This is a genomic window from Deltaproteobacteria bacterium (assembly GCA_017302835.1).
GTDB lineage: Bacteria > Bdellovibrionota > Bdellovibrionia > Bdellovibrionales > Bdellovibrionaceae > UBA2316.
The window spans coordinates 330,568-347,112 of the sequence record JAFLCC010000002.1 but is presented as its reverse complement, the minus strand read 5'-3'; the positions used below and the strand labels follow the sequence as shown (position 1 = coordinate 347,112).

Sequence of the window (16,545 nt, the reverse complement as noted above, 5' to 3'; positions counted from 1 at the left end):
ATTAAGAATAGCAAGAGAAAAAACCATCAATCAAAACTTGAACTGACAGTACAGAGTTTTTTAAAAAAGTTAAAAATAAATTGATGAACAAAAGGGCAACTGTCAGATTAAATCCCAACTTCTACATCCCTTAATTCTTTGCATTAAAAGTACGACTAACAATAAAGTGGAACAGAAAATGGATTAGTATATCCTTCGTTCGGAACAACCTACTTGACAAATAGTATGCAGAAAAAAAACCATCAAACCAACCTAATGAGGAGCTTCAAAAAGATCTCGATTAATAGCTAAGAAAATACAACGAAAAGAAGATACCTCAGAAAAAAATTCAGAAAGAAGAACTTCATTGAAAACCTTCCTTGGTGAACTAAAAATTGTGAGAGAAAACAAAATCAACTAATACTTATATCGACAGAACAATTTTTTTAAAAACAAAAAAACATTAAAAACAAAAAGGCAACTTTCAGACCAAATCGGTATTTCTACCGTTAGACAGCTCGCAACTTGCACAAATTAATAGCGGCTTCTTGCTTCAAAATTCCATCTTTTTTACTAAAATGGGTTTTTACATTCACTCCCTGGACAACAGCCATATCTTTTTTCAGCAATAATTTAGTAATTATTCCAACTTTTCCTTTGTCCGAACCAGATAATACCTTAACTTTTAAACCTTTTTTAAATGCAATTTTCACAGAAAAACTCCTATAAAATATTTACTTCTTATTCTCAACTAGCAGCTGCTTTATTTTAAATGCACGTCGTGACAAAGCAGAATCAGGTTGCAACATTAAAAAGCTATCAAACCCACCAGAATGATCAAGTGTCCGTAAAGTACTTACCGCAACTTTCAACTTGAAAAACTTTGTCAATTTTTTGCTAAACAACTTTTTATACTGAACATTAGGTTGCACTACTTTTTTTGTTTTAATATTGGAATGACTCACTAAGTTTTTTACAATAGGACGCTTTCCAGTTAATTCACACACAGACATATAAAAACCCTTTGAAAATATTCTAACTATGGAGTATACAGTCCTATAATCAATTTATGTATAAATCAATATTTTTTTAGAAAAAGGATAAAAATGAAAAAAGACTTAGATCAAAAAAAGAAAAAAATTACCGCTAAAAGTTTAATGCAAATTGATTATAAAGATCCTGTTTCTCTTTACAAGTATATTGCTGACGGTGGAAAAATTGTTCCTGCTAGAATTTCTAAACTTAAAATTTCCCAACAAAGATTAGTTAATTATGCAGTTAAAAAAAGTAGGAATTTAGGTTTATTGCCTATTGGAATGGGTCATTTTGATAGTATGTCTAAAATTGAACAAATAAATCCGGTACTTTTTGAGGTTTAATCTTAAAAATAACAGAGTTATCCAAACCAATTTTTGAATTGGTTCCTTCAGAAAAATTGTTAACAATTGGTATTCGTTTGAGACCATTATTTCTCTTGGTTTTTGGCAAGTTTCATTAAAAACCAAGTAGAGTCATTATTTAATCTAGCTTAAATAAATACAAAATAATTCAAAAATCAGATCTTCAACAGGGTCGATAATTCATTTGTTAGATATAATGTCTGTTTTTTTAAATATATTGAAACTAGCATGAATTGTCAGACGGAAAAAAAATTGAAACGGTCTGCAGAAAAAATTTTAAAGAAATAGCGATGTTTATATAAATAAATCGGAAAGACATGTCGTTGTTTTATCTTGAAAATCGTGCTGGGATAATTGTGAATCCATTTAAATGAAACTTCCAAAAAACTTTTATAAAGCTTATTGTTGTACTTTTCTTCTAAATAAATTGTGAAACTCTCAGAAAAAAATAACATTATCCCGCTCTGCTTACCTCTTATTGGGAATAATCAAAACATAGAGTTTCAATCTACCTCATGGTCTACAACACTGAGCCCACAAGTTAACCAAGAATAAAAAAAAAGCCCGGATATACCGGGCATAATACTGGCATCGTGCTACTCTTTCACACACTTGCGCGTGCAATACCATCGCCGCTAAAAGTCTTAACTGCTGAGTTCGGAATGGGATCAGGTGTTTCACTTTTGCTATAGACACCAAAAATATATTTAAGTGATTTTTAGCTAATTTTATGAAGTCTCACGGCATATTAGTACGAATTAGCTCAATACATTACTGTACTTACACCTTTCGCCTATCAACCTCGTAGTCTACAAGGTGCCTTTAGGATATTATTCAGAGAGATCTTATCTTGTAGTTTGCTTCCCGCTTAGATGCTTTCAGCGGTTATCAATTCCAAACATAGCTATCCAGCCATGCCACTGGCGTGACAACTGGAACACCAGAGGTTTGTCCATCCCGGTCCTCTCGTACTAAGGACAGATCTACTCAAATCTCTTACGCCCACAGAAGATAAGGACCAAACTGTCTCACGACGTTCTGAACCCAGCTCGCGTACCACTTTAATTGGCGAACAGCCAAACCCTTGGGACCTGCTCCAGCCCCAGGATGTGATGAGCCGACATCGAGGTGCCAAACTCCGCCGTCGATATGGACTCTTGGGCGGAATAAGCCTGTTATCCCCGGAGTACCTTTTATCCGTTGAGCGATGGCCCTTCCACACGGGACCACCGGATCACTTTGGCCTGCTTTCGCATCTGCTCGACTTGTAGGTCTTGCAGTTAAGCACCCTTATGCCAATGCACTCGACGCCTGGTTTCCAATCAGGCTGAGGGTACCATCGCGCGCCTCCGTTACTTTTTGGGAGGCGACCGCCCCAGTCAAACTGCCCACCAGACAGTGTCCCTCCATAAAGGTAGGTTAGATTTCAAAGTTTATAAGAGTGGTATTTCACTGTTGACTCCACTATCTCTAGCGAGAAAGCTTCAAAGTCTCCCACCTATGCTACACATAGAAACTCTAAAATCACTGTCAAGTTACAGTAAAGGTTCACGGGGTCTTTCCGTCTTTCTGCGGGTACTCGGCATTTTCACCGAGAATTCAATTTCGCAGGGCCTGTAGTTGAGACACCGGAGAAGTCGTTACGCCATTCGTGCAGGTCGGAACTTACCCGACAAGGAATTTCGCTACCTTAGGACCGTTATAGTTACGGCCGCCGTTTACTGGGGCTTCGATTCTCTGCTTTGCTTGCGCTAACAAATCCTCTTAACCTTCCAGCACCGGGCAGGCGTCAGCATGTATACGTCGTCTTGAGACTTTGCACATGCCTGTGTTTTTGATAAACAGTCGCTACTCCCATTTCTCTGCGACCCAATTGCTTGGGCACACCTTTTCCCGAAGTTACGGTGTTAAGTTGCCGAGTTCCTTAACTACGATTGACCCTATCGCCTTAGGATATTCACCCCACTCACCTGAGTCGGTTTACGGTACGAGTATTAAATTAAACATACGAAGCTTTTCTTGGAAGCATGGCTAGACCCACTTGATAGCACTAACGACTCAGAATTGTTTTACGGATTTACCTTTAAAACTTCCTAATCGCTTACACCTGAATCCATTAACAGGCTGGGCTTACCTACTACGTCACTCCTTACGCAATCATTTAATAGTTACGGAATATTAACCGTACATCCATCGATTTAACAAATTTGCTTAATCTTAGGTCTCGACTAACCCTGGGAGGATTATCCTTGCCCAGGAACCCTTGAGTTTTCGGCGCTCAAGTTTTTCACTTGAGTTAAACGCTACTTATGTCAGCATGATCACTTCTGTTTCGTCCAGCTGTCTTTACAGTCAACCTTCATCCTAATACAGAACGCTCCCCTACCCTTGCTTACGCAAGCCATAGCTTCAGTACTACACTTAGCCCCGTTGTATCTTCCGCGCAGAGTCACTAGACTAGTGAGCTATTACGCTTTCTTTAAAGGATTGCTGCTTCTAAGCCAACCTCCTAGTTGTCAAAGTAACTCCACAACGTTTACCACTTAGTGTAGATTTAGGGACTTTAGCTGATGGTCTGGGCTCTTTCCCTCTCGTCTATGGACCTTATCACCCACAGACTGTCTCCTAGAATAAATATCAACGGCATTCGGAGTTTGTTTGGGTTTGGTAATCCGGTAAAGACCCCTAGCCCATTCAGTGCTCTACCTCCGTGATACAATTATCTAAGGCTATACCTAAATATATTTCGGGGAGAACCAGCTATCACCCAGTTTGATTGGCCTTTCACCCCTAATCACAGCTCATCCAAAGGTTTTTCAACACCAACTAGTTCGGCCCTCCACGAGGTGTTACCCTCGCTTCAGCCTGGCCATGATTAGATCACTGGGTTTCGGGTCTATTTCTACAGATTAACGCCCTATTCAGACTCGCTTTCGCTACGGCTACATCTTTCGACTTAACCTTACCTGCAAAAATAACTCGCTGACTCATTATGCAAGAGGTACGTAGTCGCGCATATAAAACGCTTCTACTGCTTGTAAACTTACGGTTTCAGGTTCTATTTCACTCCCCTCTCGGGGTTCTTTTCACCTTTCCCTCACGGTACTAGTTCACTATCGGTCATTGAGTAGTATTTAGTCTTAGAAGGTGGTCCTCCTAGATTCCCACAAAATTTCTCGTGTATTGTGGTACTTGGGAATTTACTAAATTTATTCAATCTTTAAACAACAGGACTATCACCTTCTATGGTTTTTCTTTCCAAAAAATTTGTCTAGATCTATTAATTTTTATGTAAACCCCACAACACCAACTCAAATTTCTTTAAGTTGGTTTAGACTTTTTCCGTTTCGCTCGCCACTACTACGGAAATCTCAATTGATTTCTTTTCCTGACGATACTGAGATGTTTCACTTCTCGTCGTTTGCGATTCGCTCTTACGAGCAGGTTTCCCCATTCGGACATCTACGGATCAATGTGTGTTTGCCACTCCCCGTAGCTTATCGCAGCTTACCACGTCCTTCGTCGCCTCTCAATGCCTAGGCATCCACCGTAAGCTCTTAATAACTTCAATAAATTGCTAAAAATCACTTAAATATACTTTTAAATTGTCAAAGATCAAGATTTGTTGGTGGGCCTGGGATGACTTGAACATCCGACCCCACGCTTATCAAGCGTGTGCTCTAACCAACTGAGCTACAGGCCCATGCCTTCACTCTTTCAAAACTAAATAGCTAGTACTTTTTTCCTTAGAAAGGAGGTGATCCAGCCGCAGGTTCCCCTACGGCTACCTTGTTACGACTTCACCCCAATCATCGACCATACCTTGGGCATTTGCTTCAATGTTAGCGCAATGACTTCTGGTACAACCAACTTTCATGGTGTGACGGGCGGTGTGTACAAGGCCCGGGAACGTATTCACCGTGGCATGCTGATCCACGATTACTAGCGATTCCAGCTTCATGCAGTCGAGTTGCAGACTGCAATCCGAACTTAGACAGCTTTTCTGGGATTAGCTTCACTTCGCAGTTTTGCTATTGCCCTTTGTGACTGCCATTGTAGCACGTGTGTAGCCCTGGATATAAGGGCCATGAGGACTTGACGTCATCCCCACCTTCCTCCGACTTAACGTCGGCAGTCCCTCTAGAGTGCCCAACTGAATGCTGGCAACTAAAGGCAAGGGTTGCGCTCGTTGCGGGACTTAACCCAACATCTCACGACACGAGCTGACGACAGCCATGCAGCACCTGTAGACAAGCTCTTGCGAGAAGACCATTTCTGATACTTTTCTTATCTATTTCAAACCCAGGTAAGGTTTTTCGCGTTGCATCGAATTAAACCACATGCTCCACCGCTTGTGCGGGCCCCCGTCAATTTCTTTGAGTTTTAATCTTGCGACCGTACTTCCCAGGCGGGATACTTAACGCGTTAGCTTCGTCACTGAAGGGGTCAATACCTCCAACAACAAGTATCCATCGTTTACGGCGTGGACTACCAGGGTATCTAATCCTGTTTGATCCCCACGCTTTCGGGTCTTAGTGTCAGTGTTGGACCAGCTATCCGCCTTCGCAACTGGTATTCCTCCTGATATCTACGTATTTCACCACTACACCAGGAATTCTAATAGCCTCTTCCACACTCAAGCTTGATAGTATCAGATGCACTTCTAGGGTTGAGCCCTAGGATTTCACATTTGACTTAAAAAGCAACCTACACCCGCTTTACGCCCAATGATTCCGAACAACGCTAGGATCCCTCGTCTTACCGCGGCTGCTGGCACGAAGTTAGCCGATCCTTTCTTATATGGTACATTCATTATTATTCCCATACGACAGAGCTTTACGACCCGAAGGCCTTCATCGCTCACGCGGCGTCGCTGCGTCAGGGTTTCCCCCATTGCGCAATATTCCCTACTGCTGCCTCCCGTAGGAGTCTGGACCGTGTCTCAGTTCCAGTGTGGCTGATCATCCTCTCAGACCAGCTAGAGATCAAAGCCTTGGTAAGCCATTACCTTACCAACTAGCTAATCTCACGCAGGCTCATCTCAAAGCGAAATTCTTTTACTACAAAATGAATCGTAGTCTTATGCGGTATTAGCCAATCTTTCGACTGGTTATCCCCCACTTTGAGGCAGATCACCCACGCGTTACTCACCCGTGCGCCACTAGTACTCACCTTGCGGCTTTCCCCGTTCGACTTGCATGTATTAGGCACGCCGCCAGCGTTTGTTCTGAGCCAGAATCAAACTCTCCAAAATATAATTCTTTAATTTTTGTACTAGCTATTTAGTTTTCAAAGAGCGATGTTGAGGCTTATATTTATTATTAACTACTAAGTCAACATTTATTTTTGTGGAGGCAACAGGGATCGAACCTGCGACCTTCTGAATGCAAATCAGATGCTCTCCCAGCTGAGCTATGCCCCCAAAGTGTTGAAATGTAATAATCAAACACATTCTAATAGTCAATTTTAAATATTTGATCTAATTTTTTTTAATTCATCGTGCTAAGAGACCGAAGAATGCTCTAGCTCTACAAGTACTAGAAGCCAAAAGGTCTGCTGTTGTGACACCGTCAAATAACTGTTGAGGAAAATAAAAGAAGGGAATTTTAGAAAGACTTTAATTGGCTATAGGATAAACCAAACCAAGGGAGAAAATTTTTCGGTCAAAAATACTTATAAAAATGTACGATAGTATTAAAATTTTACAGTATCTTAATAAATGCCATTGGAGAATTATCACCGGATCTGTTTGGCATTTTAACAACTGTTGTGTATCCACCATTTCTTTGCAACATTCTTGGAGCTATTTCATTGAGAAGCTTACTAGCTGCCTCTTTATTGCTAAGTCTTGCCATCAACAACCTAAACGAATTTAAATTATTCTTTTTTGCTAATGTTACGCTCTTATCAAAGAGCCTTTTAATTTCAAATGCTTTTGCCTTCGTTGTAACCATTTGATTGTGTGTAATTAAATTTACTAACAATCCCTTAATTAACATTTTTTTTGGACCATTGCGTCTTGAAAATCTTTTTGTCAGCTTTTTATGAGAGCTCATTTTTAATTCCTATTGTTGTTCACGTTTAAAATTTGCAATACTAGGATCCCAACCTACAGGTGGCCATCCATCAATTTTCATTCCGAGACCAAGCCCCATCTCAGACAAAATCTCCTTAATTTCATTTAAAGACTTTCTTCCGAAATTTTTTGTTTTTAACATTTCAGCTTCAGATCTAACAACAAGTTCCCCGATAAATCGTATATTTGCGTTTTTCAAACAATTTGCAGATCTAACTGAAAGCTCTAGATCGTCTACCGATCTAAACAAATTATCGTTTAACTGAGGTGAGAACCCATCAGCTTTATCCTCTTTAGGCTCAAAAGCCTCATCAAATAGTAAAAAAACCTGCAATTGATCCTTCATAATTTTAGATGCCAACGAAAGCGCCTCATCTGGTTTTATAGAACCATCAGTCCACACTTCCAAAACTAAATTATCGTAATCAGTCCTTTGCCCCACTCTCGCACTCAAAACACTATAATTTACTTTTTTAATTGGACTAAATAGAGAGTCGATAGCAATAAATCCCAAAGGAAAATTATCTTGTTTCATGTCTGATGAAACATAACCTCTGCCAAAACCAACAATAATATCCATGTTGAAATCACCGTTTGGACCAACGGTAGCAATATGTGTATTTAAATTTAATATTTCAATTTTATCGTTAACCTGAATATCAGATGCTTTTATCTTACCAGGACCTTTTTTACTTATACGCAATGTTAAATTTTCAGAAGTAAACATTTTGAATCTTAATTCTTTTAAATTTAAAATAATATCAGCAACATCTTCCAACACATCAGGCAGTGAAGAAAATTCATGCAATACGCCCTCAAATCGAACTGCTGTGACCGAAGCTCCCATCATAGAAGAAAGTAATATTCTTCTAAGAGAATTTCCTATTGTAACTCCAAAACCTTTCTCTAATGGTCTAATTGTAAATCTACCATAATCATCTTTAAAAGTATCTTTATCGACTTCGAAACTTTTTGGCTTAATGAGATCTCTCCAAAATTTATAATAATGCTCTTGCATGCAATCCTCACTTTATCTTGAGTAATACTCAACAATCATATTTTCTTCAACTGGCAACGACAACTCAGATCTACTTGGCATATCCTTTACCACTCCAGTTTTAAGATCAAAATTAAGATCCAACCATGATGGCACGGTTTTTTTACCTTGACTGTTCAAATTAGAAAAAAAACTATTCTTAGCACTGTTTTCAGATACTTTAACAACATCACCTTTTTTAAGCATAATACTTGGTATATTTATGACTTTATCATTTAACATAAAATGCTTATGTAAAACCAACTGTCTAGCTTGACGCCTTGATGAGGCTAGCCCTAAACTGTACACAACATTATCAATACGCAATTCTAAGTTTTTTAGTAACTCAATTCCCGTCATCGAATCAGTTTTAGATGCTCTCAAAAAATTATTACTAAACTGTTTTTCAGACAATCCATACCATCTCTTTGCTTTTTGCTTTTCTCTTAACTGCAAAGCAAACTCAGAGAACTTCAGTCGTGATTGGCCATGCTGCCCAGGGGGGTATGGCCTTCTCTCAAACGCACACTTATCCGAATAACACCTATCGCCCTTGAGATATAATTTCAAATTTTCTCTTCTGCATAATTTACAAACACTATTTACTACACAACTCATTTACATCTCCCTAAATTCTTCTTCTTTTTGGAGGTCTACATCCATTATGGGGAACCGGCGTTATGTCCTTTAAAGACAATATTTTTAATCCCGTTCCGGAAAGAGCTCTAATTGCCGGCTCACGCCCAGCGCCTGGACCCTTCAAATACACTTCAACTGTTTTAAGGCCTGTTTCAATTGCCTTTTTTGCAGCATCTTCTGCCGTTACCTGAGCCGCAAACGGTGTGCCTTTCCTGCTTCCCTTAAAACCCAAATGACCCGCAGAAGACCAAGATATCGTCTCACCCTTCAAGTCTGTTATTGTTATAATAACATTACCAAACGCAGCTTGAATAAAACACAATCCATTTGGTGAGCTTTTCTTATTTTTTTTCTTTTGAACTTTTTTTTCTACTGTATTCATAACACTACCTATACTATTTTTTTCTTATTTGCGACAGTTTTCTTTGGTCCTTTTCTAGTTCTTGCATTTGATCTGGTATTTTGACCACGAACTGGCAACCCTTTTTTATGTCGAATTCCACGAAAACAATTTAAATCTGTTAGTCTTTTAATTGACAAACCTACTTCTCTTCTTAGATCACCTTCTACTTTAAAGCCTTGTTCCACCATAGCCCTAATGTTAGCAACATTTTCATCTGAAAGATTTTCAGTTCTTAATGAATCGCTAATATTTAACTTCTTACATATTTCTTCAGCTCTGGTTTTTCCAATTCCAAAAATATATGTTAAAGCAACTTTTACTCTTTTATTCTTTGGTAAATCAACACCGAATAATCTAGCCATTTTTATCCCTGCCTTTGTTTGTGCTTAGCATTCTCACAAATTACTCTCACAACACCTTTTCTTTTTATAACTTTACATTTATTACAGATTTTTTTTACAGATGGTTTAACTTTCATAAAACTTCCTAATACTTTAAATTTTTAAATTTTCCTATAACTAATTAAAATTAACTCTTCTTGCTGAAATTTTTTTTCCCTTTAAAAACCCTTCATACTTCTGAGTTAAAATATATGAGTTAATCTGTTGCGCCGTATCTAGAGCGACCCCAACTAATATTAGAAGTGATGTTCCTCCGAAATAAAAAGGTAACTTTAACTCAGAAGCCAACAGTCCTGGCATTATACAAATAAAGCTTAAATAAATACAACCTAATACATTGATTTTATTTAACACATCCTGAATGAATTGCGCGGTTGATGTTCCTGATCGAACGCCTGGAATAAAGGCCCCCGATTTCTTCAAGTTTTCTGAAATATCATTAGGATTAAAGATAATATCAGTATAGAAAAATGAAAAGAACACAATTAAAAACACGAAAAGAAGATTGAAAATCACACCATTTGGATGAATGGCCTCTTGTATGGATTTTAGCCATTGAATATTGGTAAATTGGGCCAATGTAGCTGGAAACATTAAAATAGAACTAGCAAATATTGGAGGAATAACGCCGGCATAATTGATCTTTATTGGCAGATGCGAAGTTACTTGTTTTGCAGTCTGACTCGTACTTGTTCTCTGTGAGTAATGGACCAAAATTTTTCTTTGAGAAGTCTCCATATAAACAACAAAAGCAATAACGGAAACCATCATTATCAACAAAAGAATCAGTGAAATCATATTAATTTCATTTTGAGAAAAAAGTGTATACAATTGGCTTGCCCCATTAGGAATAGACGAAGCTATACCAGTAAAAATTATAAGGGAAGAACCGTTTCCAATCCCACGCTCAGTAATTTGCTCACCAAGCCACATTATAAAACAAGTTCCAGCCGCCAAAGTCAGAACCGCAATTACTTCAAACGGAACTACCCCCACATAAGGCGAAGAGACTAACATTTGCCCAGACTGAGACCTATAATTAATAAGAAACTTGCTCATCCCATATCCTTGAACAATAGCCAATAACAATGTGAAATAGCGAGTATATTGATTAATCTTTTTTCTTCCTGATTCTCCTTCTTTTTTTAGACCTTCTAAAGCTGGCACAGCAGAAGAAAGCAACTGAAAAATAATTGAAGAGGAAATATAGGGCATTATGCCCAAAGCAAAAATACTAAATTGCGAGAAGGCGCCGCCAGTAAATGAATTAATTAAACCAAAAATCCCTGCTGAATTATTAGAAAATAACTCCATAACTGCTACAGAATTAACACCAGGAGTTGGAATATGAACTCCGACTCTATAAACAGACAGTGCAATTAGAGTGTAAAATATCTTTCTTCTCAATTCACTATTTTCAAAAAATGTTGCAAAAACTGACACCTTACATCCTTATTATAAAATTGTTACTTTTCCACCATTTTTTTCAATTTGTTCTTTAGCACTCTTCGTAATTTTATGAACAGTTAAATTTATTGCCTTAGAAATTTTACCATTATTAAGAAGCTTAAAAGGTCCATTTTTAAACATTGATTCCAAATCACTGATATTTATTTCTGAGCCAAATTTCTCTAAATCAGAAAAACTAAGTGATTTATATTTAGTTTTAAACATATTGTTTGTGAAACCAAACTTTGGCAATCTTCTATGTAGGGGAGTTTGACCCCCCTCAAAACCTCTTCTAATCGATCCACCGCTTCTCTGAGTTTGTCCTTTTCCACCCTTACCACTATAACCACCAAGACCTGAACCTATTCCCCTACCAACTCTTTTTCTGTAATGAACAGATCCATCCTTAGGCCTTAAACTATCTAAAAGTTTCATTTACTTTCCTTTTCTAGAATTATCAGATGCTGAATCTTCTTAACTTGCCCTCGAAACTGTGGAGTATCAATGAATGTACGAGAATTATTAATTTTTTTTAGCCCTAATACATTAGCTGTCTTAATCTGTGACTGAGAACATCCAATTAAAGATTTAACCAATTTAACTTTAAATTTTTTCATTTTTAATTACTCCAGCCTTTAACTGAATTAGACCATCAATTGTTGCCCTAACGGCATTATGAGGGTTTCTTGTCCCAATGCATTTTGTTAATATGTCTTTTATCCCAACGGACTCTAAAACAGATCTAACCGCACCACCAGCAATAACACCTGTTCCCTCAGAAGCTGGTTTTAAAATAACCTTAGCTGAACCAAATCTACCAATTACTTCATGGTTAATAGTCCTGTTTTCCTTTAAATTTACCGAATATGAATTTTTTTTTGCAGATCTAGTTGCTTTTCCAATTGCTTCTGGAACCTCACCAGCCTTACCAGAACCAAATCCAACCTCTCCAAGTTTATTGCCAACAACGACTAGGGCAGCGAAAGAAAATCTTCTTCCTCCCTTAACAACTTTAGTTACTCTGTTTATGGCTACAACTCTTTCTTCAAAATCACTATTAACTTTATCCATTTTTCACCCTTAAAATTTAAGACCATTTTCCCTTGCAGAATCCGCCAAAGATTTAATCCTACCATGATAAATAAAACCATTTCTGTCAAAAACTACCGATTCAACATTAAGTTTTTTTGCTTTATTTGCTAATAACTTCCCAACCTCGACAGCTTTTTTTGACAAACTCATCTTCTCTGAAATATCAAGAGATGATGCCTCCAAAACAGTCTTCATTGCAACATCATCAATTATCTGTGCATAAATGTGATTCAATGACCTGTAAATACATAATCTTGGACGCTGTAATGTTCCATTAACTTTTTTTCTAATTCTATTTTTTTTAGAAAGTCTATTGACCAATCTGTCTGAAAAACTTTTTTTAATAATAACCTTCACTAAATCCTCCTATTTTCCAGCAGATTTTCCAGCTTTTCGTTTTATAGTTTCTGAAGTATACTTAATTCCTTTACCTAAATAAGGCTCAGGAGATCTAAATCCTCTGATTTTAGCTGCAACTTGTCCCACCAGCTCTTTGCTAGAACCAGAAATTAGTATATTAGTCTGCTTCTCTACTTTAATTTCAATTCCCTCCGGAATTAAATATGAAATAGGATGACTGTAGCCTAAAGAAAGCTCCAATTTTTTACCATTAATTGAAGCTCTATAACCAACACCATTCAAATCAAGAGATTTAGAAAAACCTTTAGTAACTCCAGTTACAGCATTTTGCAGAAGAGCTCTATGAAGACCATAAAGTGCCTTAGTTTTTTTATTATCAACAGATGTAGTCAAGTGTAGTTTATTATCAACCAATTTGATATCAACACCAGGAAGTCTATTTATTATTAAAGAGTTTTTTGCACTTTTAACAACAATATATTTTTTATTACTAAGATCAACTTGAGCTGCTTCGAGAGAGACTGGTAATTTACCTATTCTAGACATTTAAGCTCCTTTACCAAACTTCGCAGAGAATCTCTCCGCCTAATTTATATTGTTTCGCTTTTTTACTAGATAATACACCCTTATTTGTACTTAAAATACTAATTCCATACCCAGATCTTACATTAGGAATATCTGTAGATTTAGAATAATATCGTCTTCCAGGAGTGCTCACTCTCTGAATTTTATTAATTATATGTTTACCCATATCATCATACTTCAAATAAATTCTCATGATTCCCTGTTTCGAATCCTTAGCAATTTTGAAAGATTTGATATAACCTTCTTCTTGCAAAATCTTAGCTATACCAAATCTCATATTTGATGATGGCATATCCACTTTTTCCAATCGAGCTGAACCCGCATTTCTAATACTTGTTAAAAACTGTCCAATTGTATCCATATTTCCTCTTACCAACTTGCCTTTGTTACGCCTGGAATTTTGCCATCAAGAGCTAGTCTTCTAAACTCTAAACGACACAACCCAAATTTTCTATAATTTCCCCTAGGTCGCCCTGTCAACTCACATCTAGTTTTATGTCTAGACAAAGAAGTATTTCTTGGTAGCTTATTTAGTTTTAATCTATATTCCATTCTTTCCTCTAAGGAGAGTTTTAAATTTAAAGACTTCTCCTTTAGATCTTCCCTATGCTTATAATATCTTATAGCCGTATTCTTCTTTTTGTTATTTTTTACAACTGATGATAATCTTGCCATTCATTTCCTCTATTTTCTAAATGGAACACCCAAAGCTTCTAATAAACTTTTTCCATGCAAATCATTTTTAGCAGAAGTACAAATAGTAATATTCATCCCTCTTGTTTTCTCAATTCGATCGTAATTAATTTCAGGAAACACAATCTGTTCTTTAAGTCCCATATTATAATTACCTTTTCCGTCAAATCCTTTTGAAGGAAGCCCTCTAAAATCTCTCACCCTAGGCAATGCTAAGGTATTTAACCTATCAAGAAATGACCACATACTGTCTTTTCTTAAAGTCACTCTGGCGCCTATAGAAAGACCTTTTCTTAATTTAAAATTTGAAATTGCTTTCTTTGACTTAGTCATAACAGCTTTTTGTCCAGTTATTGATGTCAATTCATCGACAACACCATTTAAAATTTTAGGATTTTGAACGGCCTCACTAGTACATACGCTTACTACTATTTTTTCAAGCTTAGGAACTTCCATAATATTCCTGAGGCCCAATTTAGCTTTAAGCTCTAACTTAATTTGATCATTATAGATTTTTTGCAGTCTATTCATTTTTTCCTCACAATACTTCTGGAGCAAGCGATACAATTTTAACAAACTGTTTTGCTCTTAGTTCTCTAGCTACAGGGCCAAAAATTCTTGTTCCTATTGGTTCTTTAGCTGCATTAATCAAAACAGCAGAATTTTCATCAAATTTGATATAGGAACCATCCGGTCTTTTCAACTTGTGTGACGTTCTAACTACAACAGCTTTAGCCACATCACCTTTCTTAACTTTTGAATTAGGCATTGCATCCTTAATTGATACAACAATTACGTCACCTATAGAAGCAAATCTTCTCTTAGAACCACCTAAAACCTTAACACACATAACTTCTTTCGCTCCTGAGTTATCAGCAACAGAAAGCCTTGTTTGCATTTGAATCATAAATTTATCCTACTATTTTAAAATTTTTACCAATTCCCATCTTTTTGTTCTGCTTAGAGGTCTTGATTCTCTAATCAAGACTTTATCTCCAATTTTAGAATCATTTTTTTCATCATGAGCTTTAAAAACTGTGCTCTTCTTCAAATATTTTCCATACTTAACATGCTTTACCACTCTTGACACGGAAACAGAAATAGTTTTTTGCATTTTATTACTTACAACCTCACCAACAAGTTCCATTTTTTTTGACAAATTTTCCATAACTAATTAAACCTCTAATCTTTTCATAGAAATAACTGTATTAATTCTAGCGATATCTTTTTTTAAAAATCTAATTTGCAAAGGATTTGTTAGTTGACCCAAGTTGTTTTTAACTCTCATCTCATAGAGCTCTTCTTGCTTCTTTTGCAACGATTTGTTGATTTCCACTATTGTTAAATTTTTTATTTCACTGTATTTCATTTTCTACTCTCTTGACAAAAATCTTGTCTTAAATGGAAGTTTATGTGCTGCTCTTTCAAAGGCTTCTTTTGCTTGCTCCGTAGTAACCCCATCCAACTCGAATAGAATTTTTCCAGGCAATATCTGGGAAACCCAAAACTCAGGATTTCCCTTTCCGCTCCCCATTCTGGTTTCAGCTGCTTTTTTTGTTACAGGTATGTTAGGAAATACCCTACACCAAATTTTTCCACCTCTTTTTACGCTTCTTGAAATCGCAATTCTACCAGCTTCTAATTGTCTTGCCGTTAGCTTACCCGCCTCTAAAGCTTGCAATCCATAATCTCCAAAATCTAAATTAGAACCCCTATAGGCCAAGCCTTTAGATCTTCCAACAAACTGCTTTCTCCATTTAACCCTTTTAGGACTTAACACGACCAGCCTCCTCAATTTCACGAGTGCTTAAAATATCACCTTTATAAATCCAAACCTTAACACCGATTATACCATAGGTAGTTAAAGCCTCAGCCGTTCCATAATCTATATCTGCCCTCAATGTGTGCAATGGTACACTTTTTTGGTTATACCACTCTGATCTAGCTATTTCTGCACCATCAAGCCTACCAGACACTCTAATTTTTATTCCCTTAACTCCACCCTTTACTCCGGCAGCAAGAGCTTTTTTCATTGCTCTTCTCCAAGAAACTCTTTTTTCAAGCTGAAGAGCAATGTTCTCAGCAACCAACTGAGAATCAATATCTGGTTTTCTCACTTCTTGAATATTTAAATAAACTTCACTTTTAGTTAAAGACTGAACCTCATTTTTAAGAGAATCTATCCCTGTGCCTTTTTTTCCAATTACTATCCCTGGTCGCGCTGTTTGAATTATTATTTTTAGTTTTTCGGCAGCTCTTTCAATTTCAATCCGCGCCACCCCAGCGTGTTTCAATTTCGACTTCAAAAAATCCCTTAATCTCAAGTCTTCATGTAGATTTTCAAAGTATTTTCTTCCCTTTGCAAACCATCTTGACTCCCAGGTTCTTATCACGCCTACTCTAAAACCAATTGGATTTACCTTTTGACCCAC

Annotated in this window: 23 protein-coding genes, 2 tRNA genes and 3 rRNA genes; 1 reads left to right on the top strand and 27 read right to left on the bottom strand. The window is 37.0% G+C overall.

From position 1 onward, the window contains the following. Positions 1 to 488 precede the first annotated feature (488 nt). Positions 489 to 692 carry a 50S ribosomal protein L24 gene (locus J0M15_03740; protein MBN8536135.1) on the bottom strand — a complete coding sequence of 68 codons (204 nt, stop codon included), beginning with the start codon at positions 690 to 692 and terminating at the stop codon, positions 489 to 491. Positions 693 to 713: 21 nt separating this feature from the next. Continuing rightward, positions 714 to 992, bottom strand: a complete 279-nt coding sequence (gene rpmB / locus J0M15_03735) for a 50S ribosomal protein L28 (protein ID MBN8536134.1) — start codon at positions 990 to 992, stop codon at positions 714 to 716. 93 nt (positions 993 to 1,085) lie between these two features. On the opposite strand from rpmB, the gene rpsR reads away from it, so the two are divergent. Further along, positions 1,086 to 1,358, top strand: a complete 273-nt coding sequence (gene rpsR, locus J0M15_03730) for a 30S ribosomal protein S18 (protein ID MBN8536133.1) — start codon at positions 1,086 to 1,088, stop codon at positions 1,356 to 1,358. Positions 1,359 to 1,962: 604 nt separating this feature from the next. On the opposite strand, the gene rrf is transcribed toward rpsR, so the two are convergent. From rrf to rpsC, 25 genes are all read right to left on the bottom strand, one after another. Then, positions 1,963 to 2,079 (bottom strand): 5S ribosomal RNA (gene rrf / locus J0M15_03725). Positions 2,080 to 2,106: 27 nt separating this feature from the next. Then, a 23S ribosomal RNA gene (locus J0M15_03720) occupies positions 2,107 to 4,950 on the bottom strand. Positions 4,951 to 5,005: 55 nt separating this feature from the next. After that, positions 5,006 to 5,082 (bottom strand) — tRNA-Ile (locus J0M15_03715). A gap of 47 nt (positions 5,083 to 5,129) precedes the next feature. After that, positions 5,130 to 6,633 (bottom strand): 16S ribosomal RNA (locus J0M15_03710). The 16S, 23S and 5S rRNA genes sit together here with 2 tRNA genes alongside, the layout of an rRNA operon. 95 nt (positions 6,634 to 6,728) lie before the next feature. Further along, positions 6,729 to 6,801 (bottom strand) — tRNA-Ala (locus tag J0M15_03705). A 280-nt stretch (positions 6,802 to 7,081) separates the two neighbouring features. Continuing rightward, entirely contained in the window at positions 7,082 to 7,435 is a 354-nt protein-coding gene (rplQ, locus tag J0M15_03700; protein ID MBN8536132.1) for a 50S ribosomal protein L17, read from the bottom strand. A gap of 9 nt (positions 7,436 to 7,444) precedes the next feature. After that, on the bottom strand, positions 7,445 to 8,473 hold the full coding sequence (locus J0M15_03695; protein ID MBN8536131.1) for a DNA-directed RNA polymerase subunit alpha: 1,029 nt from the start codon (positions 8,471 to 8,473) through the stop codon (positions 7,445 to 7,447). A 12-nt stretch (positions 8,474 to 8,485) separates the two neighbouring features. Further along, on the bottom strand, positions 8,486 to 9,109 hold the full coding sequence (gene rpsD, locus J0M15_03690; GenBank protein MBN8536130.1) for a 30S ribosomal protein S4: 624 nt from the start codon (positions 9,107 to 9,109) through the stop codon (positions 8,486 to 8,488). A gap of 10 nt (positions 9,110 to 9,119) precedes the next feature. Further along, positions 9,120 to 9,512 carry a 30S ribosomal protein S11 gene (rpsK, locus tag J0M15_03685; GenBank protein MBN8536129.1) on the bottom strand — a complete coding sequence of 131 codons (393 nt, stop codon included), beginning with the start codon at positions 9,510 to 9,512 and terminating at the stop codon, positions 9,120 to 9,122. 8 nt (positions 9,513 to 9,520) lie between these two features. Beyond that, entirely contained in the window at positions 9,521 to 9,895 is a 375-nt protein-coding gene (gene rpsM / locus J0M15_03680) for a 30S ribosomal protein S13 (protein ID MBN8536128.1), read from the bottom strand. A 2-nt stretch (positions 9,896 to 9,897) separates the two neighbouring features. Beyond that, the gene (gene rpmJ, locus J0M15_03675; GenBank protein ID MBN8536127.1) at positions 9,898 to 10,011 is read right to left on the bottom strand and encodes a 50S ribosomal protein L36; all 114 of its coding nucleotides are present in this window, start codon (positions 10,009 to 10,011) and stop codon (positions 9,898 to 9,900) included. Positions 10,012 to 10,051: 40 nt separating this feature from the next. Then, complete coding sequence (gene secY, locus J0M15_03670; protein ID MBN8536126.1) at positions 10,052 to 11,377, bottom strand: preprotein translocase subunit SecY; 1,326 nt, start codon at positions 11,375 to 11,377, stop codon at positions 10,052 to 10,054. Between the two features lie 12 nt (positions 11,378 to 11,389). Beyond that, a complete protein-coding gene (gene rplO / locus J0M15_03665; GenBank protein ID MBN8536125.1) occupies positions 11,390 to 11,818 on the bottom strand; it encodes a 50S ribosomal protein L15 in 429 nt (142 codons plus the stop codon). Further along, a complete protein-coding gene (gene rpmD, locus J0M15_03660; protein ID MBN8536124.1) occupies positions 11,815 to 12,000 on the bottom strand; it encodes a 50S ribosomal protein L30 in 186 nt (61 codons plus the stop codon). Before rpmD ends, rplO begins: the two co-directional genes overlap by 4 nt. Continuing rightward, positions 11,987 to 12,454, bottom strand: coding sequence for a 30S ribosomal protein S5 (gene rpsE, locus J0M15_03655; protein ID MBN8536123.1), 468 nt, complete (start codon positions 12,452 to 12,454; stop codon positions 11,987 to 11,989). The genes rpmD and rpsE overlap by 14 nt, the downstream gene beginning before the upstream one ends. Before the next feature lie 9 nt (positions 12,455 to 12,463). Beyond that, entirely contained in the window at positions 12,464 to 12,823 is a 360-nt protein-coding gene (locus tag J0M15_03650; GenBank protein ID MBN8536122.1) for a 50S ribosomal protein L18, read from the bottom strand. Positions 12,824 to 12,841: 18 nt separating this feature from the next. After that, positions 12,842 to 13,381, bottom strand: coding sequence for a 50S ribosomal protein L6 (gene rplF, locus J0M15_03645; protein MBN8536121.1), 540 nt, complete (start codon positions 13,379 to 13,381; stop codon positions 12,842 to 12,844). A 10-nt stretch (positions 13,382 to 13,391) separates the two neighbouring features. Then, complete coding sequence (gene rpsH, locus J0M15_03640; protein ID MBN8536120.1) at positions 13,392 to 13,781, bottom strand: 30S ribosomal protein S8; 390 nt, start codon at positions 13,779 to 13,781, stop codon at positions 13,392 to 13,394. An 8-nt stretch (positions 13,782 to 13,789) separates the two neighbouring features. Next, on the bottom strand, positions 13,790 to 14,095 hold the full coding sequence (gene rpsN / locus J0M15_03635) for a 30S ribosomal protein S14 (GenBank protein ID MBN8536119.1): 306 nt from the start codon (positions 14,093 to 14,095) through the stop codon (positions 13,790 to 13,792). 9 nt (positions 14,096 to 14,104) lie between these two features. Then, complete coding sequence (rplE, locus tag J0M15_03630; protein ID MBN8536118.1) at positions 14,105 to 14,644, bottom strand: 50S ribosomal protein L5; 540 nt, start codon at positions 14,642 to 14,644, stop codon at positions 14,105 to 14,107. 7 nt (positions 14,645 to 14,651) lie between these two features. Further along, entirely contained in the window at positions 14,652 to 15,020 is a 369-nt protein-coding gene (gene rplN, locus J0M15_03625; protein MBN8536117.1) for a 50S ribosomal protein L14, read from the bottom strand. Positions 15,021 to 15,032: 12 nt separating this feature from the next. Then, entirely contained in the window at positions 15,033 to 15,281 is a 249-nt protein-coding gene (gene rpsQ / locus J0M15_03620) for a 30S ribosomal protein S17 (GenBank protein MBN8536116.1), read from the bottom strand. Between the two features lie 6 nt (positions 15,282 to 15,287). Next, positions 15,288 to 15,482 (bottom strand): 50S ribosomal protein L29, encoded by a 195-nt coding sequence (rpmC, locus tag J0M15_03615; protein MBN8536115.1) that lies wholly within the window; start codon positions 15,480 to 15,482, stop codon positions 15,288 to 15,290. Positions 15,483 to 15,485: 3 nt separating this feature from the next. After that, positions 15,486 to 15,893, bottom strand: coding sequence for a 50S ribosomal protein L16 (gene rplP, locus J0M15_03610; protein ID MBN8536114.1), 408 nt, complete (start codon positions 15,891 to 15,893; stop codon positions 15,486 to 15,488). Beyond that, positions 15,880 to 16,545 (bottom strand): 30S ribosomal protein S3, encoded by a 666-nt coding sequence (gene rpsC / locus J0M15_03605; protein MBN8536113.1) that lies wholly within the window; start codon positions 16,543 to 16,545, stop codon positions 15,880 to 15,882. Before rpsC ends, rplP begins: the two co-directional genes overlap by 14 nt.